Consider the following 23,901-nt stretch of genomic DNA (forward strand, 5'->3'; position numbering starts at 1 on the left):
GGGAAGATGGTGGGCGTGTCCGAGCCGAAGCCGTTGAACCCGACCGAGCAGGACGCGCTGGTCAAGCAGATCGGCCTCACGCTGATGCGGGCCGCTCCGGAGGACTGGCGCCACGTCACTGCCGAGTACCGGGCCACCGGCCGGTACTTCGAGCTGGCCGCCGAGGTGCGGGCGGCGGACGGCGCGCTGCGTGCCTGGCAGCCGCCGCAGGAGGTGGCCGGCCTGTTCGCGCGGCTGCGCGCGGGCATGTACCGGGAGGGCCGGGGGAGCTGGTCCAACGCCCGCTACCAGCTCGACCACCCGTCGAGCTACAACCTCGACTTCGACCGCGCCGAGCCCGCGTGGCAGACGCCCCCGCCGCCCCAGGCGTACGTGGACGAGGTCCGCTTCTTCCCGCGCACCGAGGAGAACGTGCCGGACTGGCTGCGCCGCCGCCTGACCGCGGCCCAGCAGTCCGCACCCCCGACCCCGCCCGGCCCGGTCCTCCCGGCCCAGCCCGGCCCGCCCACGCCGCCCGGCGGCCAGCAGGCCGCCGCCCACGAGCCGCACGGTTTCGCCCCCCACGAGCCCGCCGCGCACGAGCCCCACGGCTTCGGCCCGCACGAGCCCGCCGCGCACGACTCCTTCGGCACCCCGCACGAGCCCGCGGCCCACGAGCCGCACGCCTTCGCCGGCCCGCACGAGCAGGCCGCGCACGAGCCCCATGCCTTTGGCGGCCCGCACGAGCAGGCCGCGCACGAGCCGCACGGCTTCGCCGGCCCGCATGAGCCGGCCGCGCACGAGCCCCACGGCTTCGGTGGCCCGCACGACGCCGCCGCCCAGGAGACGCAGCTCTTCCCGCCGCCCCCGCACGAGGCCGCGCACCCCGAACCCCCCTTCGCCCCGCCCGCCCACGAGCCGCAGCCCTACGAGGCCCCGGCCGGCGAGGCCCCCGAGCGCGAGGCGCACCACCCCGGCCCGTCGACACCCGGCGCGGGTCTGCCCGCTCCCGTCCTGACCGGCCCGGTGCCGCCGCGCGGGTTCCGGACCGCCCGCGTGTTCGACGGCGCCGGACCCGGTGGCCGCCCCGCCGTCAACCGCCCGCCGGTGCCCGAGGGCGAGCGTGAGCTGCTGCTGAGCTACCTCGACCGCGCGCCGGTCGCGGTGATCGGGCGCGGCTTCGACGCCGACGTCCTCAACCCCGACGCCCCGGCCGTCGTGCCGGTCGCGTTCCAGACCGACGGCCACTGGATCTGGCCCGCCGCCGTCGGCTACTACCTGCGCGCGTACGGCGTGCCGCCCGAGCCCGAGCTGGTCGAGCGGGCCAAGGCGAACGACTACGTGCTGCCCGAGGTGCCCGAGGACGCCCGCGTCGCCGCCGCCGCGAACCTGGGCGCACCCGCCGCGCCCCGCGACACCGCGTTGCCGGTCGCCGAGGCCCCCGAGCCCTTCGAGGCGTTCGCCGAGCCGCCGCACGACGAGCCGGTGGAGGTCGCCGAGACCGTCGCCGCCCCGCTGCCCGAGCTGCCCGCCGAGCCCGAGCCGCCGCGCGCGGACGTCGAGGAGACCGCGAACCTCACCGAGCTGCGCGCCGACCGCGTCGAGTTCAGCGACAGCGGCCCGCCCTACCGGGTCCGGTTCGAGGAGGACGGCCCGGTCATCGACGACCGGTACCGCCGCGAGTCCTATGTGGACGGCATGGACCTCTTCGCGCCCGCCAAGTACGACCGGGACGCCGAGGACGTCGAGACCACCCAGGCGTGGAACCCGTTCGCCGAGGAGGGTCCCGAGCCCGAGCCCGCCGAGGAGACCGCGGAGGTGGAGGTCGTCACCGACGAGCCCGCCGCCGAGGAGCAGGTGGCGGAGGAGCCGGAGTTCGCCGACGAGCCCCAGTTCACCGACGAACCCAAGTACGTCGACGAGCAGAAGTACGGCGACGAGCCCGAGTACGCCGAGGACACCCAGTACTCGGACCCGCCGGAGTTCGCCGACACCGCGCACTTCGCCACCGAGCCGGAATTCACCGCCAAGGCGTCCGCCGATCCCGAACCGGAACCCGAGCCGGAGCCCGTCGAGGCCGCCGAGCAGACGACCGAGTTCGACCAGTTCCACGAAGAGCCCCGCTTCGACCAGCAGGCGCAGTTCGACCAGCCGCCCGCGTTCGACCAGCCCGCCCAGTTCGAGCAGCAGGCGCAGTTCGAGCAGCCGGCCAAGTTCGGCGAGCCCGACCGGTTCGCCGAGGACGAGCGGTTCACCGAGGAGCAGCCGCGCTTCGAGGACCCGGAGCCGCCCGCGCAACCCGCGCCGGTGGAGCCGCGCCAGGTCACGCCGGAGGAGGAGCAGCAGCTGTCCGGGGTGCGCCGCGCGCTGGACGAGTTGGACGTGCCACCCGCCGCGTACCGCTTCGGCGAGCCCGTCGACCGCACGTGGCTGCTGCGCACCGAGGGCCGCGACTGGGAGGTCTCCTGGTTCGACCACGGCCCGACCAACCCGGTCCGCTTCGACCGCGTCGAGGACGCCGCCGCCTACCTGGTCGGCAAGCTCGTTCTGACCGGCCGCCGCACCCCGCGCCCCCTGCCCCCGCCACGCCCCCAGCCCCCGCGCCCGCCGATGAACGGCGAACCCTTCCGCGAGGAACCCCACCGCGCCCCGGTCGAGAACTTCCGCGAGGAGCCGCACCGCCCGCCGGTCGAGCCCTTCCGGGAAGAGCCGCACCGCGCGCCGGTCGAGAACTTCCGCGAGGAGCCCCACCGCGCGCCCGTGGAGCCGCCCTTCCGCGAGGAGCACCGCCCGCCCCTCAACGGCGAGCCCTTCCGCGACGACCGCCCGCCCATGACCAACGGGTTCCGCGGCGAGGAACCCCCGCGCCGCCCGGCGCCGCCGCAGCCGCAGGAGTCCCCGAAGCCCGCCGCCCGCCAGTGGCCGATCACCCCGCTCAACGGCGAACCCCCGCTCACCCTCTTCCGCCACAAGAAGATGGTCGAGCTGCCCGCCGGCATGGAGGTCGACCGCTTCGGCGACGGCTCCGGCAACCTCGTCTACGTCGCCGGCACCCCGTTCGAGGAGCGCTCACTGGTCCCGTCGTGGATCAACCGCCCGTACCGCGTCTACCGCCTGCGCCGCCCGGTCGAGGTGCTGACCGGCGTCGCCGTGCCGTGGTTCGAGCAGCCCGGCGGCGGCACCGCCTACCTGCTGCCCAAGGCCGTCGAGGACCTGATCGCCGACGGCGTCCTGGTCGAGGTCGCGAACCAGGAGGCCCCGGCTCACTGAACGCGGAGGCCGTGGGCGGCGGTGAAGGCGATCGCCTGCTCGACGTCGACCACGGCACCCCGCAGGGACGCGGCCACCAGCCCGTTCGCGTCCAGCCGCGCCCCGCGCAGGTCCGCGCCGTCGAACGCGCACCCGCGCAGCCGGGCGCCGGTCAGGTCGGCCTCCCGCAGGTCCGCGTCGCGCAGGTCGGCGTCCTCCAGGTTGGCCTCGCGCAGCCGCAGCCCGCGCAGCGACACCTTCCGCAGCCGTGCCCGCGCGAGGCTCGCCAGCGTGAGATCGGTCTCCACCAGCTCGACCGGCCGCAGCACGCAGTCCACGAAGGACGACCCCAGCCACGTGCACGACGTGAACGACGCCGACGCCAGCGTCGCGCCCACGAAGCGGCACGACCGGAACGCGGTGGCGGAGTGCCGCGACTCGCCGAGGTCGGTGCGCTCGAACGTGCACTGGGTGAACGTGCACCCCGACGTCACCAGCCGCCGCAGGTCGGCATCGGTGAAGTCGCACCGCTCGAAGGACCGCCCCTCCCACTCCCGCCCCACGAGATCGGCGTCGCTGAAGTCGTCCCCGAGGATGATGTCCACTGTCACACCTTGTCATCGTTCGCCGGTTGGTAACCTCACCGCGTCGGGCAAACCGCCCGATGCGCCGGTCCCGGAGTAGAGACCGCCGCTGACAGGTGCTGCCTGCCTAGTGGTCGTGCCCGGGGACTGAAGCCGTCAGATCGTCATTCGGGAAGGCTCATGACCCGCACGCCCGTGAACGTCACCGTCACCGGTGCGGCCGGCCAGATCGGCTACGCACTGCTGTTCCGCATCGCCTCCGGCCACCTGCTGGGCCCCGACGTCCAGGTCCGCCTGCGCCTGCTGGAGATCCCGCAGGCCGTCAAGGCCGCCGAGGGCACCGCGATGGAGTTGGACGACTGCGCCTTCCCGCTGCTGTCCGGCATCGACATCACCGACGACGCCAAGACGGCGTTCGACGGCGTGAACATCGCCCTGCTGGTCGGCGCCCGCCCGCGCACCAAGGGCATGGAGCGCGGTGACCTGCTGGAGGCCAACGGCGGCATCTTCAAGCCGCAGGGCGAGGCCATCAACGCGGGCGCGGCGGACGACGTGCGCGTCCTGGTCGTCGGCAACCCGGCCAACACCAACGCCCTCATCGCCCAGCAGCACGCGCCGGACGTCCCGGCCGAGCGGTTCACCGCGATGACCCGCCTGGACCACAACCGCGCCCTGTCGCAGCTGGCCAAGAAGCTGGGTGTCACGGTCAGCGACATCAAGAAGCTGACCATCTGGGGCAACCACTCGGCCACCCAGTACCCGGACCTGTTCCACGCCGAGGTCGGCGGCCAGGTCGCGGCGCAGGCCGTGAACGACCAGGACTGGCTGGAGAACACCTTCATCCCGACCGTGGCCAAGCGCGGCGCGGCGATCATCGAGGCGCGCGGCGCGTCCTCGGCGGCGTCGGCGGCGAACGCGGCCATCGACCACGTGTACTCGTGGGTCAACGGCACCCCCGAGGGCGACTGGACGTCGGCGGCGGTCGTGTCGGACGGTTCGTACGGCGTGCCCGAGGGCCTGATCTCCTCGTTCCCGGTCGTGTCGAAGGACGGTCGCTACGAGATCGTGCAGGGCCTGGAGATCGACGACTTCTCCCGCGCCCGCATCGACGCCTCCGTGGCCGAGCTGGTCGAGGAGCGCGACGCGGTGAAGGCCCTCGGCCTGATCTGAGCCCGCTTTGGTTCAGCCTCGCGGCTCGCTTTCGGTCGAGCCCCGCTGCCGGCTCGGCCTGCTTTCGGCTGAGCCCCGCGGGCTCGCTCGGACCCGCTTTCGGCTGAGCCCTCGCGGCGCTCCTGCTTTTCGAGAGGCCCCTGTGCGCTCCGGCGCACGGGGGCTTCTTCGCGCGCGGTTCGTGGAAGGCTGGACCCCGTGACGAAGAACCCGTGGCCCGTCCCGCAGCCCGAGTTGTCGCCCGACACCCACCCGGCCCTGGCCGCCACCGCCCGAGCGGCGTCCCGCGCCTACCAGCAGGCCCGCGCGGCATACACCCGTGCCGAGCTGCGCGAGGAGGTGGCCGGTGGTGCGGACGGCACGCCGACCATGCGCGTGGACGCGATCGTGGAGGCGGCGATCGCCGAGGCCGCGGCGGAGGCCGGCGTGAACCTGCTGTCCGAGGAGGCGGGTTTCGTGGACAACGGGTCCGCCGCCACCCTCGTGATCGACCCGGTCGACGGCTCGGCGAACGCCGCGCTGGGTGTGCCGCTGTCGTGCTTCGCGGGCGCCTTGGTGCTGGACGACAAGCCGGTCGAGGCGCTGACCGTCTGGTTCGACACCGGCCGCGCGTGGTCCGCGAAGGCGGGCGAACCTACCCCCTACCGCACCTCCGGCCGCACGGTCCTGAAAGGCGCGTCGGTGTGCCTGATGCGCCCCAAGCGCGGCACCGAGGACGCCTGGATGCGCGTCGCCAACGCCGCCGACCGCATCCGCGTGCTGTGCACGACGTGCCTGGAGACGGTGCTGGTCGCGGAGGGTTCGGTCGACGCCTTCGCCGACCCCGGCTCCGACACCCACCGCCTGATGGACCTGATCGCGGCCCTGATCACCGTCCCGGCGGCCGGCGGCGCACTCCTGGACCTGCACGGCCGCCCCCTGACCTTCGACCCGGACCTGACCCGCCGCTGGTCCGGCATCGCCGCCGCCACCCCCGCCCTGGCCGACGACCTGATCACCACCATCCTCGGCTGATCCCGCCCCAGTCCGGCTGATCCCCCACCCCAGTCGGGCTGATCCCCGTGCCCCGGTCGGCTGACCCTGCGCCCCGGTCGGCTGACCCTGCGCCCCGGTCGGCTTAACCTGCGCCCCGGTCGGCTGGGCGTGCACCTCAGTCCCGCCCGCGGTACCACTCGACCGTCTTCGCGATCGCCTCCTCGTGGGGCGTCACCGGCAGCGGGCCGAAGGTGGTCTCGTAGGCGGAGTGGTCCACCACCCAGGGCTTGGTGCGCTGGTGGGCCAGCTCGCCCATGCCCCGCACCCGCTTGTCGAACAGCGCCATGACCTGGACCGCGGCGTGCGGCAGGGCAAAGGCCTTGGTGGTCTTGCCGGTCTTGGCGGTCTTGCCGACGACCTTCCCGGCCAGGGCGATGAACTCGCGGACGGTCAGCGTCTCGGCGGCCGGGGTGTGCCAGACGCGGCCGTCGGCCTGTGGGTCGTCGCCGAGGACGATCTGGGCGCGGGCCGTGTCGCCGAGGTAGGCGAAGGTGTGCGGGACGTCCAGCGGCCCGAACCAGAACGGCTGCCGGCCCGCCGCGAGCGGCTTGAGGACCAGTTCACCCGGCAGCGACCCGAAGCCGCCCGGTCCGTAGTAGTCGCTGGACCGGGCCAGGACCACGGGCACCGATGCGCTGAGCAAACGTTTGCCCAACGCGCTGCGCAGTTTCTCCTTTGTTCCGGTCGGACGTTCGGGAGTCTTCTCGTCGAACGGCACCGGCACCCGGCCGTAGGAATACAGGTTGTCGGCGAGCACGAGCTTCGCCCCGGCGGACTCGGCAGCGGCGACGGCGTTGTCGAACATCGTCGGCAGCATGTCCACCCAACTGGTGTACGGCACGTTGGCCGCCAAGTGGATCACCGAGGCGCCCCGCGCGGCCTTGACCGCCGACTCCCGGTCCATCAGATCGGCCCGGACATCCTCCGCCCCCTCCGGCACACCCCCCGACCGGGTACCCGCCCGCACCTCACGCCCGTCCACGACGAGCTGCCGAGCGATCTCGTGCCCGATACCCCGCCCCGCACCCAACACCACGACCGTCATAACGTCTCACCCTCCTGAGCCCATCTAACTTGTGTTAGAAGTTCTAACACAAGTTAGAGTGCCTTCTCAAGGAGGTGGCGGCACGTGGTGAACAGCCGGCGCGAGAAGTACCGCGAGGACACCAAGGAGGAGGCCAAGCGCATCGCCCTGGAGCAGCTGGCCGAACAGGGCGTCGAGGGCATCTCGGTCAACGCGATCGCCAAGCGCATGGGCGTGACCGGCCCCGCCCTGTACCGCTACTTCAAGAACCGCGACGACTTGCTGAACGACCTGGTCAGAGACGCATGGCGCGACCTCGCCGACCAGGTGGAGGCCTCCGTGGCGGCGACCGAGGGCCGGCCACACCGAGAGCGGGTGCACGGCTTCGCAGACGCGTTCCGAGCTTTCGCCGTGGGCCAACCCCACCGCTACCTGCTGCTCTTCGGCACCCCCCTACCGGGCTACCACGCACCACAGGACACCATCGCCCTGGCCCACCGCACGATGAGCGCATTCCTGAGCGTGCTCGCCGAGGCCTCCGAGGACGAGACCCGGGTCGACCGGTCCTGGAAGGCAGCCAACTCGACGGCAGGCACCAGGCCGGCGGGTGCTGAGGTTGGGTCGGCCGGCGCGGCGATGGGTAGCGGGGCTGCGGCCGGGTCCGTGGGTGCGGGCGGCGGGTCGGCGGGCGCGGCAGGTGGCGGAACCCGCGCGGTGGCTGCCAGGGCTGGCGCGGTGGGTGCCGGGGCCGGACCTGCGCCCTCGCGGGCCGGGCTCGTGTTGGACGGGCAGTTGGCGGCCTGGGCGTTGTCGCGGGGTGAAGGCGAACTTCCGCCCACCGTCCTGCTGACCGGGTTGCGCGCGTTCACCAGGCTGCACGGCGTGCTCAGCCTGGAGGTCGCGGGCCAGTTCGGGCCGATGGGGTTCGACCCGGCGTTGCTGTACCGCGCCGAGGTGGAGTCGTTGTTGCCCGGCTAGGCCGTCAGACTGCTGGGCAACCCGGTCTGGTCGGACGGCCTGGCCGTCCGACCGGCGGACCGGTTCGGCGCTAGTCGCCGGTCCGGGGTTCGACGAGGCAGTCGGGGCCGGGGTAGACCAGCCCCTCGTGGCCGTCGGAGAAGCGGACCAGGTACGGGGGTGCACCCTCCGCGCCGCGGACTTCCAGGATCTCGCCGACCCGCTCGTCGAGACCCACGGCGCGGCTGTGGACGTGCAACCGGTCGCCTACTGTCGCGTGCATCTGCAACACCTCCGGTGCGTCACAGCGTAGGACGCCTTCGAAGGTACCGACAGCCTGGCGTTTCCGCTCAGCCGCAAGCCTGGGAAAGCTTGTTCACCGTCTCCAGCTTCTTCGACGTCCACTCCGCCAGCTTGGCCGGGGAGAGGTCCGCCGCGGTGAACTGGCTCATGGAGTCCGACACGCCGTTGATGGCGTCCTTGAGGGTGGCGTCGCCGGCCTTCGCGGCCAGGGCCTCCAGCTCCTTCGCCTTGGCCTGGGTCTCCTCGACGGCCTTCTGCGGGTCGGCGGCGTTCGGCGTGAAGCCGGCCAGGGACAGCGCGTCCAGGCACAACTGCGCCTTGTCGGCGGCCTGGCCGACGGAGTTGGCGGTGTCCTGCGCCTGCTGCACCGCCTCGCACCCGGACACCGCGCCGACGAGTCCCAGTGCCAGCAGGATGGTGGCGACCGGACGACCTGCGCGCATGGTGAACTCCCGAGAGTAGGTGGTGCGTGACCGTTTCGCCCGACTCTACCGACGCGCGTACAACCGGCGCACCACATCGTCGATCTCGGGTTCCTCGACGACCAGGTCGTGCACCTCGGCTCGCGCGGCGACGGCGGCGATGACCGCGGCGGCGGTCGTCCGGTCCTTGCGGAACGTGAGGTGCTGGCGCAGGCCGCCCAACTCGCTCCTCACGTCGATGACGCCCGGCACGCCCTCCAGCGGCTCGGCGGGTTTCTCCAGGTCCACGACCAGCACCCGTTCCGGCACGACCTCCGCCCGCAGCGCCTCCAGCGGGCCGTCGGCCAGGACCGTGCCGCGGTCGATCACCACCAGCCGCGGGCACAGCCGTTCGATGTCGTCCAGGTCGTGCGTGGTGAGCAGGAGCGTGGTGCCCCGCGAGGTGTTGAGGTCGGCAAGGAACTCGCGCAGCCGCTCCTTGGACTCCAGGTCCAGCCCGATCGTCGGCTCGTCCAGGACCAGCAGCTCCGGGCCGTGCAGCAGGGCCGCGGTGACCTCGCCGCGCATCCGCTGACCCAGCGACAGCTGCCGCACCGGCCGGTCGAGGAACCCCGCCAGGTCCAGCAGTCCCACGCACTCGTCCAGGCGGCGGGCGTGGTCGCGCGCGTCCACCCGGTAGATCGAGCGCAGCAGGTCGAAGCTGTCCCGCAGCGGCAGGTCCCACCACAGCTGGCTGCGCTGCCCGAACACCACGCCGATCCGCCGCGCCAGGTCCCGCCGGGCGCGCGACGGGTCCACGCCCGCCACCCGGACGTGCCCGGAGGTCGGCACGAGGATGCCGGTGAGCATCTTGATGGTGGTGGACTTGCCGGCGCCGTTCGGCCCGACGTAACCGACGGCCTCGCCCGCGGCCACGTCGAAGCTGACCGAGTCGACCGCGCGGACCGTCGTGCGGGTCCGCCGGAACCGCCCGGCCTTCGTCGTGACGGTGAACTCGCGGCACAGCTCGCGGACTTCGATCATGACCCGGTCCCTCGGTAGTGGCGAACGGCGAACCGCCACACCAGCCCCGCCACGACGGCGGCGGCCAGTGCGACCAGCGGTGAGACCCAACCCAGGAGCGCCGGCCCGCCCAACGGATCGGTCCGGCCGAGCAGCGCGAGCGCGGGGTAGTAGGCGACGAACGCGCCGGGCACGACGAACGCCATGAACCGGCGCAGCCACCCCGAGTACACGGTGACGGGGTAGGAGGTGAACGCGTTGCTACCGTAGGTGACGGTGTTCGCCAGTTCCTGCCCCTCGACGATCCAGAAGCACACCGCGCACGCCACCACCCACACCGACCCGAAGATCACCGCGCCCGCGAGCGGTGCGACGGCGGCCAGCGCGGCCTTCGCCGGTGACCACGCGATGTCGTTGTGCGCCAACGCGTACACCATCGTGCCGAGCCCGAACAGCGTGCGGCCGATGCGCTTGAGGCGGATGTCCCCGACCATCACCTGCGGCAGCGTTCCCAAGGGGCGCAACAGGAGCACGTCGAACGAGCCGGTGCGGATGTAGGTGGGGAGTTCGTTGAGCTGGCCCGCGGTGAGGTCGGCGAGCCCGAACGCGGTCGCGGCGATCGCGTACATGAGGATGACTTCGTCGGCCGAGAACCCGCCGAGCTCCGTGACGTGGCTGAACAGGATGGTGATCGCGGCGAGTTCGATGGCCTGCACCACCGCTTGCGCGATGACCTCGATGGTGAACGACGTCCGGTACGCGAGCTGACCCCGCAGGCGTGCGCCCACGAGCCGCAGGTAGGTCTCAACCACCCTGGACCACCACCTTCCGCACGGCCCGCGACAACACCAGGTTCCCGGCGGCCAACACCACCACGGCCCAGAACGCCTGCCACGCCAGCACAGTCCACTGTGGATCGCGTTCGAGGAACACGTCGATCGGCGCTTGCAGCAGGTAGGGGAAGGGCGTCGCCCACAACACGTCCCGCGCCCACTCCGGCATGAAGGCCAGCGGCACGATCAGCCCGCACAACAACCCGCTGACGACGGCGTACATGTTCACCACGCCCCGGCTGTCCAGCAGCCAGAACGTGGTGCAGTTGAGCATGAACCGCAGCCCGAAGCTGACGACCAGCCCGAGCACGGCGCTGACCGCGAACAGCGGCCAGGTCTCAGGTTCCGGCCAGCGGAAGGGGAACAACAGCGCCCCAACAGCGACCGGCGGCACCAGCCGCACGACGACGGCGTACGCGGCCCGCCCGAGGTCCTCGGCGAGCAACGCGGCTTGCAGGTGCCAGGGCCGGGAGAGGTCGACCACGACGTCCCCGGTGCGGATGCGTTCGGACAGCTGGGTTTCGCCCCAGAGGACGACGAACGAGAGCAGCCCTTGCCCGAGCCACACGTAGGTGACAGCGGCAGCCACGTCGTAGCCCGCGACGGGCGCGGCGGCGACGGTGGCGACGAGGACGGCGGTGCGGAGCAGGCCGAAGACGACGTTCGCGGCCAGGCCCCCGAACATCGCTTGGCGGTAGGTGGAGTAACGGCGGAATCCGGCGAGCGCGAGATGGGCGTAGGCGCGCACGTCTTACGACACTAGGAACGCCCGCAACCGGATTTCGGGCACGCGGAATTGTCGGTGGCTCGTGGGATGATCGGTTCGGGGGCCGGAGGCCAAGCCTTCGCACGCAAGACGGCAGCTCCGCGACGCCCCGACGACCGCCCGGCCCCGACTGCCCGGCCCCGACTACTCAGCCCCGATGGCCCTCGGCCCGGCGACCCCAACCGCGACGGCCTCGGCCGCGGCTAGCGGGGTGCGGCAAGGATGCCGTTGAGCAGGCCCGGGTAGAGGGTGTCCAGGTCCTCGCGGCGCAGGCTGCTGATCCGTGAGGTCCCGCGCGGCTGGACGCGAACGACGCCGGCCTCTCGCAGCGTGCGGACGTGGTGGGTCAGGGTCGACGCGCTGATGCCCAGGTCGAGCTGCACCCCGCACGACATCCCCTCGACGCTCTGCGCCAGCTCGCGCACGATGCGCAGCCGCACCGGGTCGGCGAGGGCGTGCAGGACCGCCTCGATCCTGATCTCGTCGCGCTCGGGGTGGGGCAGCACTGCGGTCATGCGTCCCATCCTACGACGGCCATCGTATTTCGATGAACCTCGTAGTACGGTTCCCGTCGAAGCATCACACGACTGGGGGAACCGCATCCAATGTCTGCTCGCACCTACCTGCTCACCGCCGGTGCGTTCACCATCGGCACGAGCGCGTACATCGTGTCCGGCGTCCTGCCGGCCGTGAGCCACGAGCTGAACGTCTCGCACGCCACCGCCGGCCAGCTGCTCACCGCGTTCGCCATCGCCTACGCGTTGTCCTCGCCGCTGCTCGCCGCCGTGACCGGACGCTGGGAGCGGCGGACCCTGCTGGTGGCGGCGCTCGCCCTGTCCGCCGCCGGCAACCTCCTCGCCGCCTTCGCCCCGAACTACCCGTTGCTGCTGGTCGCACGGGTGATCAGCGCCTTGGGTGCCGCCGTTTTCACTCCCGCCGCGACGCTCGTCGCCACCGTGCTGTCCCCGCCCGACCGCCGGGGCCGGGCCGTGGCGCTGGTGTTCGGCGGGTTGACGTTCTCGCTGGTCCTGGGCGTGCCGGCGGGCAACCTGCTCGGCGGGCCGTTGGGCTACCGGGGCGTGTTCGGGCTCATCGCGGGCGTGACGGCGGTGGCCGCCGTGGCGGTGTGGGCCGGTCTGCCGCGTGTCGAGGCGCCACCCGCCGTCGCCCTGCGCGAGCGCTTCGCCCCGGCCGCCGACCGCCGCGTGATCATGGTGCTGGTCCTGACCGTGCTGGCGTGCCTCGCCGTGTTCACCGTCTTCAACTACATCGCACCCCTCCTCACCGCGACCGCGCACGTCGACGGCCTCGCCACGAGCCTGCTGCTGGTCGCGTACGGGATCGGCGGCGTGTTCGGCAACTGGGCGGGCGGCCGGATCACCGACCGGTTCGAGACCCGGCGGGTGCTGATCGTGCTGTTCAGCTGCTTCACGGTGGTGCTCGCGACCCTGCCGCTGACCATGACCAGCGTGCCCGGCGCGGCGATCGCGCTGTTCCTGTGGGGCGCGCTGACGTGGTCGGCCAACCCGCCGATCCAGTCGTGGCTGATCGAGTTGGCGCCTCAGAACAGCGGTCTGCTGCTGTCGTTGAACGCTTCCGCGATCTACCTGGGCGTCGGCCTGTCCGGTGTGGTGGGCGGCCTGGTGATCAGCCTGGTCGGCCTGTTGCCGCTGGCACCCATCGCGTCGGTGCTGTCGGTGGTCGCGTTGGTGCTGGTGATCTTCGCGCTGCGGCCTCAGGAGCCGAAGGCGCTGGTGGTCGTCTCGCCGACGGAGGGGTCTTTGGCGAAGCAGTGAAAGTAGGCGCGGTCGCCCTCGCTGAAGGCGATCGCGGTGATCTCCCAGGAGGACGTGTCCACGGTCGGCCGCGTGTTGGCCTTCATCGCGGCGGCCGTGCACACGTCCTTGACCTCGGGCGCGACGATCAACGCGTCGTTGTCGACCTGCGGCACGGCCCCGGACAACCACCCGCCTGCGAACGCCTCCCAGAAGTGGGGGATCGCGCAGTCGGCGGCCCGGCGAGCGGTGGACGCCTTGCCTCCCACGGAGTTGATGCCGTGGTAGCAGGTGGGCTCGGCGACGCAGAACCCCGTCGCACACACCTTCAACCGCGGCGGCGGCTCGACCTCGACCGGCTTGCTCCCCGTGGTGCCACCCGTCGACCCGGCCGCCGCGGTCCGATCCTTCGACACCCACCACCAGGTACCCACCGCGACCACCGCCGCCAGCACAGCCGCCCCCACCACAACCGCCCAAGCCTTCTTCCGCCCCGGCGGCCCTCCAACCGCCTGCCGCGGCCCCGAAACCTCCTCGCGCACGTGCTCGCGCACCCCTTGGTACACGTCTCTGCGCACCTCTTCGTGGCTGGCTTTGTGGCCCTCTCGATTTCCCTCGCCGCGCAACTCGTCCCGCAATCTCGCGGCGGTGGGCGTCCGATACGCGATGTCCGGTGTCAGCGCACGTACCAACGTCTCGTGCAGATCCTGCGGAACTCCGGCCACCACCGGCACCGGCGAGCGCAACACCTCACCCAGGTGGTCGAAGGACTCGACCGGCCACGGCACCGGCCGAGGAGGTCGGCCCGCCAGCAGGTCGTACAGGGTGGCCGCCAAGGCGTACACGTCCGCCGCCGGCGTCGGCTGGGCCATCGCGAAGGCCTCCGGCGGGGCGTAGCTCGGGCTCAGCGCGTCACGCGTGACCGTCGACCCGCCCTCGGCGTCCAGCAGTGCGGCCAGCCCGAAATCCGCCAGCTTGGCGTTGCCGTACCGGTCCACGAGGATGTTGCCGGGCTTGATGTCCCGGTGCAGGACCCCTTCTGCGTGCGCAGCCGCCAACGCGTCGGCCAACTGCACGCCCAACCGCCGAACCCGCTCCGCCGGCAACGGCCCTTCCCGCCGCACGAGGTCCGCCAGCGACCCGCCCGTGCACAGCTCCATGACCAGGTAGGGCGTGCCCTGTGGGGTGATGTCGGCGGCGTGCACCGCCACCACGTTCGGGTGCCCGGACAACCGCGCCGCAGCCTGCGCTTCCCGCAGGAACCGCCGCCGGTCGCGCTCGCTGTGCAGCACCCGGTTGTCGATCTTCACCGCTACATCGCGGTTCAGCTGGACCTGACGAGCCCGGTAGACGGTCGCGAACCCGCCCTGCCCCAACGGTGTGAGATCAGTCAGCCCAGGCAACTGCACGCCGGGACTCTAACTTCACCCCTTGGCCGCAGCCTTGGCCGCCTTCTTGTACTCCCGCACCTCACCCAACGTCACGGAGTCGACGACATCGGCCACACTCCGCCGCGACCCAACCTCCCCGTAAGCCCCGGCAGCCTCCCGCCACCCCTCGGGCTCGACCCCGAACTGCTTGCCCAACAAGGCGAGGAAGATCCGAGCCTTCTGATCCCCGAACCCGGGCAACGCCTTCAACCGCTTGAGCACGACCTTCCCGTCCCCGTCGGCCCAGATCCGGGAAACGTCCCCGCCGTACTCCTCCACAACAGCCCGAGCCAACGCCTGCACCCGCTTGCCCATCGACCCGGGAAACCGGTGCACAGCAGGAGTCTCGGCCATGACAGCCACAAACTCCTCCTCCCCAGCCTCCGCCACCGCCTGCGGGGACAACCCACCCATCCGATCAGCCAACACCTTCGGCCCGCTGAACGCCTTCTCCATCGGGATCTGCTGGTCCAGCAACATGCCGACGAGCAGTGCGAACATGTCCGTGGCCAACAGCTCGTCGGCCTCCGGGGTCTGGGCCAGGCACACCTTCCGGGTCATGGCCGGAAGCATCCCACGGCAGGCGCGGAGGTGCTGGCACGAGAGTGCCGGGGGCGGTGTGTTGGGGCGTTACTTGTCGAACTCCGGGATCAGGTCGCCGATCAGGCGGAGGCTGGTCATCACCGACTCGTGGGAGAGGTTGCCCACCTGGTGGAAGGCCATCAGGCGGTCGATGCCGAGGTCGGCGTAGGTGCGGAGTTTTTTGCGGCAGGTTTCCGGGCTGCCGACGATCAAGGAGTCCTGGGCGTTCAGGGCCTCGAAGATTTCCTCGTCGGGGACCTGTTCGCCCTGGAGGACCCGGCCGATGACCAGTTGCGCCTGGTTGGGGCCGGTGAAGGTGGCGGCTTCTGCTCTGAGGAAGTCGCCGGTCAGGCCGCCGCCTGACGGGTCTTCCATGAGTGTGCGCTGGTGTTCCACGTTCTCGACGAAAGCGGCGGCGGCTTCGAAGAAGGTCAGGGCTTGGACGGTGTACCAGGCTGCGGCTGCTACTGCGCCGTTGCGGACGGCTTGTTCGTCGGTTTCGGCGCAGTGGACGAAGGTGAAGAAAGCGATCTGGTTGTTGACGGTCGCGCCTACCGGGGTGGTGCAGGACTCCGCTGCCGCTCGGTACAGGGCGACCATGCGGCGGACGCGTTCCACCGACTCCCAGATGGTCGTCCCCAGGACGCCGACTCCGCGTCTGCCCGCTTCCTCGAAGGACGCGGGGGTCGCGGCGGCCTGCCACAGCGGTGGGTGGGGGTGTTGCAAGGGCTTCGGGACGATGGGGACGTCGTGGATCTCGAAGTCCTCGCTCGAATACGAGAAGCGGTCGCTGGTCCACATCTTCGGGACCATCTCGAAGGCCTGCTGTGTCTGTCGCCGCACGTCCGCCGGGTCGATGCCGAACAAGCGCCATTCCGGGATCGTGGAGCGGGTCAGGCCCAACTCCAGCCTCCCGCCGCTGAGGACGTCGAGCATCGCCGCTCGTTCGGCGATGCGGATCGGATGGTTGAAGCGGGTCGGGGCGAGGACGGCCGAGTGGCCCAGGCGGATGCGGGACGTGTGCTGGGAGATGGCCGTGAGCATGAGTTCCGGCGCGGACGACAGGCTGAACTCCTCCGCGCCGTGGTGCTCCACCTGCCACCAGCAGCCGTAGCCCAGCTCGTCCGCGAGTTTCGCCTGTTCCAGGGCCTCGCCGATGCGTGCCGCCTGGTGACCGTCCTGCCACGGGCGCGGGTCCTGGATCTCGTTGAAGACGTCGATCTTCATCGGCGCTTGCTCCTCGGACCGGCGGCGTGGTCCGCGAGAACGTAGCCCGCCGGTCGGGGTCGGAAACAGCGGCCGAAAGGCTGATCAGCGCACGAACGGGGCATCCGCGCGGGCGGTGGTCAGCGCACGATCGGTACCACCCGGCCGAGCAGTACGCGGTACGCCTCTCGGTCCACGGTGGCGGGCTCCTCGGCGAGCCAGTCGCCGATTTCCTCGACGAACTGGGCGGGCGTCATCGGTGGCACGAGCACGTCCACGTCGTCCGCTGTCACCTCGCCCGCCCGGCTCGGGTACACCAGCAGCACGGTCCGGATGTCCAGCCACGGCAGGAGCCTCCGGTACAGCGCGAGGCTGCGGTGCAGGCGGGTGCCGCCGCCGCGGAACGGGTGGCCGTTGCGCCACAGCGTGCCGTCGTCCTCGGCCGTGTAGTGGCCCGGTAGCCACGCCTTCGACTCGATCAGCACGAGCCGCCGTCCGCACAGCACGGCGTGGTCGATGTCGGCGAAGACCGAATCCGGCCACGCCAGGCCGTGGAAGATGCGGGCGCCGGGCAGGCGGGTCAGGTACCGGCTGAGCACGTCGGCGGTGACCCGCTCGCACGCCCGGTCGTCGGTCGTCCCGTGGACGACGTCGGTGTCCACGGCGGCGGCGAACTCGCGGTCCAGCCGCACGGCCGCCACGTACCGCTTGACCAGCCGGAACGCCGCCACCGCGGCAGCCGCGACGACCAGCAGCCACAGGCCCAGCGTCAACGGCGAGAAGTCGATCGCGAACACCGGCAGCAGCAGGAAGAACCACCCGCACAGCGCGGCCAGCGCGGGGGCGTGACCGGGACCGGCGACCGGCGCGTACCGGACCCGCTGGGTGGTGTCGACCAGGTGCCACCAGGCGATGCCGCCGAGGTCCACCGCGGGCTTCGGGGGTACGAAGTCGGGGTCCTCGCCGAAATTGCGCAGCCGGCCCACGCGGCCGGTGCGCGGCGGACGGGTCGCGGTCGGGCGCGTGCCCGGTCGGGTGAACCCCCAGCCACGGTCGTAGTCCCGGCGTCGGGCGGGGTCGCGGAGGGTGTCGTAGGCCTCCTGGAGCATGCGGAAGGTCAGCGACGAGCCGCCCGCGTCGGGGTGCATGACCTTGGCCAGCGACCGGTAGGCGGTCTTGATCTCCGCCTGGGACGCGTTGCGACCCACCCCGAGGAGTTCGTAGTAGTCGACCCCGCGCACGAGGGCAGACCTTAGCGGCACTGTCAGTCGGGGCGTGGTCACGGTTAGGGTTGGGGGCTGAGTCTGGACCTGTAGCGCAGTGGTTGACGCGCCCTCACCTCGGTGCGGGAGGACGCCGGTTCGAATCCGGCCTGGTCCGCTTGCTGCGGCGTCCTTTGTGGACGGTTGTGGGCGCACCCGTGCGGGTTGCGCCGCCCGGTTCGAGTTGCCGGGTCGGTGGGGCCGGAGCAGGCTGCCGGCATGGCGACTTGCGACGTCTGCGGCAACGAGTACTGGATGACGTTCGAGGTGCGGACCGTCGGCGGCGGGGTGCACACGTTCGACAGCTTCGAGTGCGCCATCCAGCGGCTCGCGCCGCGCTGCGAGCACTGCGACTGCCGGATCCTGGGCCACGGCGTCGAGGTGGAGGGCCGGTTCTTCTGCTGCGCCCACTGCGCGCGCAGCTCGGAGAGGCTCGGCGACCAGATCCGCGACACCGTGGGCGCCCACCCGGGCTGACCCGGGCGCGGGGGCCGGCGAGGGTCGGCGCACCCGCGACGGCGAGGCGAGGTCAGCGCACTTCGAGCACCAGCCGGCCGTTGACGAAGGCGGGCTGGAGGTCGCCGCGCGCGTCGACGCTCTTGATGCCGTGCGGCAGGACCTCCTCGATCGCGCTGAACGCGAGGATGTCCGACACCCCGTACCGCCCGCGCAGCGTCCGCTGGCCGGGGAAGCGCAGGGCACGGCCCTCGCGCCGGTCCCGGTGCGCCAGCGCCGCCCGCAGCGCGCCCCGCGCGAGCGGTTCCGGCCCGGCCAGCCGCTGGAGGCTGCCGTTGTGCACGGCGACGCCGTAACCGCGCTCGATGAGCGTGGACACGGTGTTCTCCGACGGCACGTCGGTCAGCCGGAACGACAGGGCGTGGTGGTCCTCGACCACGTGCACGCACACCAGCTGCGCGTGGAACAGCAGGGACTCGTACAGCGACACCGCCGTCGCGTCCGCGGTGGTCGGGTCGCCGTGACCCGCGTCCAGGCCGAGCCAAGTCGTCATCGCACGTCCACGGGTGTCGGTGTCACTGCCGGTTGTGCGGAGCCGAAGGTAGAACGGGTCCTGCCCGTTCCGGAAGTCCCGGGTGCTCGGCTGGGCCCTGTGCACGCGGTGCAGGCTAGTCCGATCGGGTGATGTTCGGGTAGCCGTCGGATGGCGGCAATTCGAAAACTAGATCGGTAGCAGGTCGAAGCCGGAGAGGAACGGCAGCGCGCCGGCCTGCTGGAGCGCCGCCGCCGACAGCCACACCGACAGCAGCGTGATCAGCGGCCCGACGATGGCCATCTCGACCGTTCCGCCGGTCTGCATCCGCATGATCTTCGGCGGCGCGACCGGGAACCACGTCTTGCCGCCCAGCGGGATGGGCCACAGGATCGGGCAGCCCTGCTCGGTGATCGCGTCGCCGAGGTAGTGGGCGACGCACCCGATGCCGACCGCGACCCCGCACGCCGCCGCGCTGGCCGGCGTCTGGGCCGTCCACGCCACGCACACGACCGTGATGACGCCGGACACGACCGTGATGAGCAGGGCGTCCTTCTGCGGGCACCAGTCGTTCATGATCCCGCGCACGGCCAGGCCCGCGAACACGAACATCAACGCCGGCAGCGCCCACTTCTGCGACTGCTGGACCACGGCGGTCGTGCCCACGGCGGCGGCCAGCGCGAACACCAGCGTGTGCGTGAGACCCCGGTGACCGCCGTCCCGGTTGGAGTCGCGGCGGGTGCGGGTGGCGCGGTAGACCCACGAGCTGACCGTGTTGATCGCCGCCGACGCACCCGCGCTGACCGGCCCGAACGTGCGCGATATGGTCGAGGACGGGTGGTCCAGGTCGGGCAGCAGCGCCGCACCGGTGGCCAGCACGGCGCCGACGGCCCAGCTCTGCGGGGTGAGCTGGCCGATGGGATGGTTGTCGGCGAGCGCGGTCACCGCCGCCCAAGCCAGCAGACCGCTCATGGCGTGCGTGGGTCCGGTCGACATGGTGCCCCCTCCAAGATCGTGTTCCGGAGGCTAAGGCATTGTGACCCCGTTCCCATTTAAGCCGTGGTGGGACACAAGCAGCCGGACATAGCAGTACGCTTGTCTTGCTTGCACTGTCGCGAGAGGAGCGCCCTGAGTATGGGCAAGATCAAGGTTCAGGGAACCGTCGTCGAACTCGACGGCGACGAGATGACCCGGATCATCTGGCAGTTCATCAAGGACAAGCTGATCCACCCGTACCTGGACGTCAACCTCGAGTACTACGACCTGGGCATCCAGCACCGGGACGACACCGAGGACCAGGTCACGATCGACGCCGCGCACGCCATCAAGAAGCACGGCGTCGGCGTCAAGTGCGCCACGATCACGCCGGACGAGGCGCGGGTCGAGGAGTTCGGCCTGAAGAAGATGTGGGTCTCGCCCAACGGCACGATCCGCAACATCCTCGGCGGCGTCGTCTTCCGCGAGCCGATCATCATCAGCAACATCCCGCGGCTGGTGCCGGGCTGGACCAAGCCGATCATCATCGGCCGCCACGCCCACGGCGACCAGTACAAGGCCACCAACTTCAAGGTGCCCGGCGCGGGCGAGCTGACCATCACGTTCACGCCGGAGGACGGCTCCGAGCCGATCCAGCACGTCGTGGCCAACTACGGCCCCGACGGCGGCGTGGCGCTGGGCATGTACAACTTCAACAAGTCCATCGAGGACTTCGCGCGCGCCTCGTTCTCCTACGGGTTGCAGCGCAACTACCCGGTGTACATGTCGACGAAGAACACGATCCTCAAGGCGTACGACGGCGCCTTCAAGGACATCTTCCAGCACGTGTTCGACACCGAGTTCAAGACGCAGTTCGAGGCCGCCGGCCTGACCTACGAGCACCGGCTGATCGACGACATGGTCGCCGCCGCGCTCAAGTGGGAGGGCGGCTACGTCTGGGCGTGCAAGAACTACGACGGTGACGTGCAGTCCGACACCGTGGCGCAGGGCTTCGGCTCGCTGGGCCTGATGACGTCGGTGCTGATGACCCCGGACGGCAAGACCGTCGAGGCCGAGGCGGCGCACGGCACGGTCACCCGCCACTACCGTCAGCACCAGGCCGGCAAGCCGACCTCCACCAACCCGATCGCGTCGATCTACGCGTGGACCGGTGGCCTGAAGCACCGCGGCAAGCTGGACGGCACCCCCGAGGTCACCGGCTTCGCCGAGACCCTGGAGAAGGTCATCATCGAGACCGTCGAGAGCGGCAAGATGACCAAGGACCTGGCCATGCTGGTGGGCCCGGACCAGCAGTGGCTGACCACCGAGGACTTCCTCGGCACCCTGGACGAGAACCTCCAGAAGCGCATGGCCGGCTGAGTCCGGCGTCCGGTCGGTGCTCCGGCCGGCGTTCGGCCGTGTTCGGCTGATCGAGGGGGACCGCTTTCGAGCGGTCCCCCTCGCGCGTTCCTGGGCGTGCGCCCGTGCGAGGAGCGGGGTGATCGCGCGTGACCGGGTCACTCGTTCGGTTCCCCTCCTGGGTGGTTTCGGGCCGGCCACGTTCAGCAACGGGCCTCGCCGCGCTATATCTGCACTTCAGGCGCAGTGTGCGGGGAGGCGTGGACGATGTTCGGGATTCCGTTGCGCGGCATGATCGTGATCGGTGTGCTGGGAGCGGCCGGGTTGATGTACGTGGCCAACGACGGCAAGAAGCTCGTGCCCGACCAGCTGTCCCAGGAGTGCAAGGTGACAGTCACCGCGGACATCCTCAACGTCCGCTCCGGCCCGGCGGACACCCAGCCGATCGTGGCGACCGTCCAGCGCGACGCGGTCGTGAAGGCGGAGCGGACCGTGCAGAACGGGTTCCGCCTGCTGTCGGACGGCCGGTGGGTCAACGACCAGTTCGTGACGCCCACCTCGGACAGCAACTGCGCTTAGATTGGCGCATGTTCTTCCGATGGCGGACGTCCCGCCGCAACGAGGTGACCACGTGCGCGTGCGAACCCGAGTGGCCCGAGCTGGTCGCGACCCTCGACGGGCACGAGGTCCGCGGTGTGCCGTCCCCCGAGGGCAGCAGCCCGCTGGTGCTGTTCCTGGGCCTGGTCGCCACCTGCGCCCGCTGCGGCGCGGTGTACCCGCACGGCTGGGCCGTCGCCGCTCGCGATTAGGCTCCCGATCCGTGCTCACCGTCTCCACCGTGAACGTCAACGGCCTGCGCGCCGCCGCCAAGAAGGGCTACCTGGAGTGGCTCGCCGCGACCACGGCGGACGTGGTGTGCATCCAGGAGGTCCGCGCGGAACCCGGCCAGCTGACAGACGAGGTCCGCGCCCCGGAGGGCTGGCACACCGCCCACGCCCACTCGGAGCTCAAGGGCCGCAACGGCGTCGCCGTCCTGACCCGCTCGCAGCCGGAGGCGGTCCGGATCGGGTTCGGCGCGGCGGAGTTCGAGCACTCCGGCCGGTACGTGGAGGTCGAGCTGGCGGACGTCGTCGTCGGCAGCCTGTACCTGCCCAGCGGCGACGTCGGCACGCCCCGGCAGGACGAGAAGGAGCGGTTCATGGCCGCCTTCCTGCCGTACCTGGTGGAACTGCGCGAGAAGGCGGCGGCCGACGGCCGCGAGGTCGTGGTGTGCGGCGACTGGAACATCGCCCACCGCGAGGCCGACCTGAAGGCGTGGAAGACCAACCAGAAGTCGTCCGGCTTCCTGCCGTCCGAACGGGCGTGGCTGACCGACGTCTTCTCCTCCGGCTACGTCGACGTGGTCCGTTCCTTGTACCCGGACGTCGCCGGCCCGTACTCGTGGTGGTCCTACCGCGGCAAGGCCTTCGACAACGACTCCGGCTGGCGCATTGACCTGATCTGCGCGACCGAGGGCTTGGCGGCGACGGCGACCAGTGCCGTGGTCGAGCGCGCGGCCACCTACGCCGAGCGCTGGTCGGACCACGCGCCGGTCACGGTGAGTTTTGACTGGCCGAGGGCCTCCGATCAGGCACAATCGTGAGCGGGAGGTGACGTCCGTGCACGAGGTCATCAGGGCCAGGTTGTCCGAGGTCGAAGACCTGTGCCGCGCGCTGGGCGTTCGCCGGCTCGACGTGTTCGGGTCCGCTGTGGGTGACTCGTTCGACGTGGTGTCCAGTGATGTGGACGTCCTCGTGGAGTTCGACGCCGGTCCGGGCTTCGACTACTTCGGCAGCTACTTCGCCCTGAAGGAAGGGCTGGAGCGGCTCTTCGACCGACCGGTCGACCTCGTGAGCGGTTCCAGCATCCGCAACCCGTACTTCCGGCAGCGCGTGATGGAGACCCGGGAACAGCTGTATGCGGCCTGATCCCCGCGCCTACCTTTGGGACGCATCTCAAGCCGTCGACCTGCTGCGCCAGTTCAGCGCAGGCAAGTCGTTCGCGGACTACGAGGCGGACGCCATGCTGAGGTCGGCGGTCGAGCGGCAGTTCGAGATCATCGGTGAAGCCTTGAACCAGCTCCGCAAGGTCGATGCCGAACTCGCGTCGGCCATCCCGGACGTCAACCGGATAGTCGCGTTCCGCAACATCCTGATCCACGGGTACGCATCGGTCGACGCCGCTTTGGTCTGGCAGACGCTCGTGGACAAGGTGCCCGCGTTGGGCCAGGTGCTTCGCCGACTGCTGGAAGAGGCGGATGGATGACGGATTCGACAACGCGCATCCGCCGGCGGATCGACTACCAGGTGGCCACCGAGGGGTTGGCGGCGCGGGCGACCAGTGCCGTGGTCGAGCGGGCGGCTACTTATGGTGAGCGGTGGTCTGATCATGCGCCTGTGACGGTGACCTATGCCTGAGTCGTTGGACGAGGTGCGGGCGGGGATCGATGCGATCGATGCCCAGGTGGTGCGGTTGCTGGCCGAGCGGCAAGGGCTGGTCAAGGCGGCTGCGGCGTTCAAGAAGGACGAGGACGCCGTGCGGGCGCCTGACCGTGTCGCGCAGGTGATCGCCGAGGTGCGGGCCAAGGCTGAGGCGAGCGGGTTGGCGCCGGAGGTGGCCGAGGCGGTGTGGCGGGCCATGATCGGGGCGTTCATCGAGTTGGAGCTGGCCGAGCACCGGCGCTGACGTGTCGGCCGCGTTGCGGACCGCGACACCGAACTGCGTCGTGCCCGGTCGCTCGCGCGTGCGCCGACTCCGCAGCGCAGCCATAGGAGTCGGCACAGTGCTGCATGTCACTCCGCCTCGGAGCTGGAATTTTGGCGGCCTAGTGTCGTTGACGTGACCGTGGACATCTCGATCACCCCGCCCGAGCCCCAGCCCAGCGCGGCGGCCATGCGACGCGCTCTGCGCCGTGCTGCCGATGGCGCCGTCCTGGATGTGACCGAGGCGTCGGTGTTGTTG

General features: G+C 71.1%; 27 protein-coding genes, 1 tRNA gene and 1 pseudogene. 15 read left to right on the plus strand and 14 right to left on the minus strand.

The window, feature by feature from the left end:
* Positions 1–6 precede the first annotated feature (6 nt).
* Entirely contained in the window at positions 7–3,249 is a 3,243-nt protein-coding gene (locus WBN91_RS16440) for a glycohydrolase toxin TNT-related protein (protein ID WP_443217737.1), read from the plus strand.
* On the opposite strand, the gene WBN91_RS16445 is transcribed toward WBN91_RS16440, so the two are convergent.
* Positions 3,243–3,833 carry a pentapeptide repeat-containing protein gene (locus WBN91_RS16445; protein WP_337724583.1) on the minus strand — a complete coding sequence of 197 codons (591 nt, stop codon included), beginning with the start codon at positions 3,831–3,833 and terminating at the stop codon, positions 3,243–3,245. The two genes, WBN91_RS16440 and WBN91_RS16445, sit on opposite strands and share 7 nt — an antisense overlap.
* Positions 3,834–3,992: 159 nt before the next feature.
* Here WBN91_RS16445 and WBN91_RS16450 point away from each other — a divergent pair, with 159 nt between their 5' ends.
* Positions 3,993–4,982 (plus strand): malate dehydrogenase, encoded by a 990-nt coding sequence (locus WBN91_RS16450; RefSeq protein ID WP_337724584.1) that lies wholly within the window; start codon positions 3,993–3,995, stop codon positions 4,980–4,982.
* A 198-nt stretch (positions 4,983–5,180) separates the two neighbouring features.
* Positions 5,181–5,996, plus strand: a complete 816-nt coding sequence (locus tag WBN91_RS16455; protein ID WP_337724585.1) for an inositol monophosphatase family protein — start codon at positions 5,181–5,183, stop codon at positions 5,994–5,996.
* A gap of 136 nt (positions 5,997–6,132) precedes the next feature.
* Here WBN91_RS16455 and WBN91_RS16460 read toward each other — a convergent pair whose 3' ends face one another.
* Positions 6,133–7,062, minus strand: coding sequence for an NAD-dependent epimerase/dehydratase family protein (locus WBN91_RS16460; RefSeq protein ID WP_337724586.1), 930 nt, complete (start codon positions 7,060–7,062; stop codon positions 6,133–6,135).
* Between the two features lie 84 nt (positions 7,063–7,146).
* Between WBN91_RS16460 and WBN91_RS16465 the strand changes: the two genes are divergently transcribed.
* Entirely contained in the window at positions 7,147–8,019 is an 873-nt protein-coding gene (locus WBN91_RS16465; protein WP_337724587.1) for a TetR/AcrR family transcriptional regulator, read from the plus strand.
* Between the two features lie 70 nt (positions 8,020–8,089).
* On the opposite strand, the gene WBN91_RS16470 is transcribed toward WBN91_RS16465, so the two are convergent.
* The 6 genes from WBN91_RS16470 to WBN91_RS16495 all read right to left on the minus strand — a co-directional run bounded on the left by WBN91_RS16470 (position 8,090) and on the right by WBN91_RS16495 (position 11,848).
* Positions 8,090–8,281: a DUF1918 domain-containing protein gene (locus tag WBN91_RS16470; RefSeq protein WP_337724588.1), complete on the minus strand. Its 192-nt coding sequence runs from the start codon at positions 8,279–8,281 to the stop codon at positions 8,090–8,092.
* A 67-nt stretch (positions 8,282–8,348) separates the two neighbouring features.
* Positions 8,349–8,744 carry a bacteriophage spanin2 family protein gene (locus WBN91_RS16475; RefSeq protein ID WP_337724589.1) on the minus strand — a complete coding sequence of 132 codons (396 nt, stop codon included), beginning with the start codon at positions 8,742–8,744 and terminating at the stop codon, positions 8,349–8,351.
* A 45-nt stretch (positions 8,745–8,789) separates the two neighbouring features.
* Entirely contained in the window at positions 8,790–9,746 is a 957-nt protein-coding gene (locus tag WBN91_RS16480; RefSeq protein ID WP_337724590.1) for an ABC transporter ATP-binding protein, read from the minus strand.
* Entirely contained in the window at positions 9,743–10,537 is a 795-nt protein-coding gene (locus WBN91_RS16485; RefSeq protein WP_337724591.1) for an ABC transporter permease, read from the minus strand. The genes WBN91_RS16480 and WBN91_RS16485 overlap by 4 nt, the downstream gene beginning before the upstream one ends.
* Positions 10,530–11,306 (minus strand): ABC transporter permease, encoded by a 777-nt coding sequence (locus WBN91_RS16490; RefSeq protein WP_337724592.1) that lies wholly within the window; start codon positions 11,304–11,306, stop codon positions 10,530–10,532. The genes WBN91_RS16485 and WBN91_RS16490 overlap by 8 nt, the downstream gene beginning before the upstream one ends.
* A gap of 221 nt (positions 11,307–11,527) precedes the next feature.
* Positions 11,528–11,848, minus strand: coding sequence for an ArsR/SmtB family transcription factor (locus tag WBN91_RS16495; protein WP_443217738.1), 321 nt, complete (start codon positions 11,846–11,848; stop codon positions 11,528–11,530).
* An 81-nt stretch (positions 11,849–11,929) separates the two neighbouring features.
* On the opposite strand from WBN91_RS16495, the gene WBN91_RS16500 reads away from it, so the two are divergent.
* Positions 11,930–13,120 (plus strand): MFS transporter, encoded by a 1,191-nt coding sequence (locus tag WBN91_RS16500; protein WP_337724594.1) that lies wholly within the window; start codon positions 11,930–11,932, stop codon positions 13,118–13,120.
* On the opposite strand, the gene WBN91_RS16505 is transcribed toward WBN91_RS16500, so the two are convergent.
* The 4 genes from WBN91_RS16505 to WBN91_RS16520 all read right to left on the minus strand — a co-directional run bounded on the left by WBN91_RS16505 (position 13,060) and on the right by WBN91_RS16520 (position 17,558).
* Positions 13,060–14,508, minus strand: coding sequence for a serine/threonine-protein kinase (locus tag WBN91_RS16505; RefSeq protein ID WP_337724595.1), 1,449 nt, complete (start codon positions 14,506–14,508; stop codon positions 13,060–13,062). The genes WBN91_RS16500 and WBN91_RS16505 overlap by 61 nt on opposite strands.
* A 15-nt stretch (positions 14,509–14,523) precedes the next feature.
* The gene (locus tag WBN91_RS16510) at positions 14,524–15,090 is read right to left on the minus strand and encodes an HhH-GPD-type base excision DNA repair protein (RefSeq protein WP_337724596.1); all 567 of its coding nucleotides are present in this window, start codon (positions 15,088–15,090) and stop codon (positions 14,524–14,526) included.
* A gap of 69 nt (positions 15,091–15,159) precedes the next feature.
* Positions 15,160–16,338 carry an LLM class flavin-dependent oxidoreductase gene (locus WBN91_RS16515; protein ID WP_337724597.1) on the minus strand — a complete coding sequence of 393 codons (1,179 nt, stop codon included), beginning with the start codon at positions 16,336–16,338 and terminating at the stop codon, positions 15,160–15,162.
* 119 nt (positions 16,339–16,457) lie between these two features.
* Positions 16,458–17,558 carry a J domain-containing protein gene (locus WBN91_RS16520; RefSeq protein ID WP_337724598.1) on the minus strand — a complete coding sequence of 367 codons (1,101 nt, stop codon included), beginning with the start codon at positions 17,556–17,558 and terminating at the stop codon, positions 16,458–16,460.
* Positions 17,559–17,623: 65 nt separating this feature from the next.
* On the opposite strand from WBN91_RS16520, the gene WBN91_RS16525 reads away from it, so the two are divergent.
* Positions 17,624–17,697 (plus strand) — tRNA-OTHER (locus tag WBN91_RS16525).
* A gap of 101 nt (positions 17,698–17,798) precedes the next feature.
* Positions 17,799–18,056: a Prokaryotic metallothionein gene (locus WBN91_RS16530; RefSeq protein WP_337724599.1), complete on the plus strand. Its 258-nt coding sequence runs from the start codon at positions 17,799–17,801 to the stop codon at positions 18,054–18,056.
* Between the two features lie 52 nt (positions 18,057–18,108).
* On the opposite strand, the gene WBN91_RS16535 is transcribed toward WBN91_RS16530, so the two are convergent.
* The gene (locus WBN91_RS16535) at positions 18,109–18,588 is read right to left on the minus strand and encodes a hypothetical protein (protein WP_337724600.1); all 480 of its coding nucleotides are present in this window, start codon (positions 18,586–18,588) and stop codon (positions 18,109–18,111) included.
* Positions 18,589–18,756: 168 nt separating this feature from the next.
* A complete protein-coding gene (locus WBN91_RS16540; protein WP_337724601.1) occupies positions 18,757–19,563 on the minus strand; it encodes a metal-dependent hydrolase in 807 nt (268 codons plus the stop codon).
* 138 nt (positions 19,564–19,701) lie between these two features.
* Here WBN91_RS16540 and WBN91_RS16545 point away from each other — a divergent pair, with 138 nt between their 5' ends.
* The 8 genes and pseudogenes from WBN91_RS16545 to WBN91_RS16580 all read left to right on the plus strand — a co-directional run bounded on the left by WBN91_RS16545 (position 19,702) and on the right by WBN91_RS16580 (position 23,625).
* On the plus strand, positions 19,702–20,922 hold the full coding sequence (locus WBN91_RS16545; protein ID WP_337724602.1) for an NADP-dependent isocitrate dehydrogenase: 1,221 nt from the start codon (positions 19,702–19,704) through the stop codon (positions 20,920–20,922).
* A 246-nt stretch (positions 20,923–21,168) separates the two neighbouring features.
* Positions 21,169–21,480, plus strand: coding sequence for an SH3 domain-containing protein (locus WBN91_RS16550; RefSeq protein ID WP_337724603.1), 312 nt, complete (start codon positions 21,169–21,171; stop codon positions 21,478–21,480).
* 8 nt (positions 21,481–21,488) lie between these two features.
* Positions 21,489–21,710, plus strand: a complete 222-nt coding sequence (locus tag WBN91_RS16555) for a hypothetical protein (protein ID WP_337724604.1) — start codon at positions 21,489–21,491, stop codon at positions 21,708–21,710.
* Between the two features lie 11 nt (positions 21,711–21,721).
* Positions 21,722–22,543, plus strand: a complete 822-nt coding sequence (locus WBN91_RS16560) for an exodeoxyribonuclease III (RefSeq protein WP_337724605.1) — start codon at positions 21,722–21,724, stop codon at positions 22,541–22,543.
* A 16-nt stretch (positions 22,544–22,559) separates the two neighbouring features.
* Entirely contained in the window at positions 22,560–22,868 is a 309-nt protein-coding gene (locus tag WBN91_RS16565; RefSeq protein ID WP_337724606.1) for a nucleotidyltransferase family protein, read from the plus strand.
* Positions 22,858–23,205, plus strand: coding sequence for a HepT-like ribonuclease domain-containing protein (locus tag WBN91_RS16570; RefSeq protein ID WP_337724607.1), 348 nt, complete (start codon positions 22,858–22,860; stop codon positions 23,203–23,205). Before WBN91_RS16565 ends, WBN91_RS16570 begins: the two co-directional genes overlap by 11 nt.
* A 26-nt stretch (positions 23,206–23,231) precedes the next feature.
* A pseudogene (locus WBN91_RS16575) lies at positions 23,232–23,357 on the plus strand (exodeoxyribonuclease III); the annotation flags it as partial.
* Entirely contained in the window at positions 23,350–23,625 is a 276-nt protein-coding gene (locus WBN91_RS16580; RefSeq protein ID WP_337724608.1) for a chorismate mutase, read from the plus strand. The pseudogene WBN91_RS16575 and the gene WBN91_RS16580, both read left to right, overlap by 8 nt.
* Positions 23,626–23,901 lie beyond the last annotated feature (276 nt).

The organism is Saccharothrix sp. CCNWYY140 (genome assembly GCF_037401995.1).
In the GTDB taxonomy this organism is placed as follows: Bacteria; Actinomycetota; Actinomycetes; order Mycobacteriales; family Pseudonocardiaceae; genus Actinosynnema.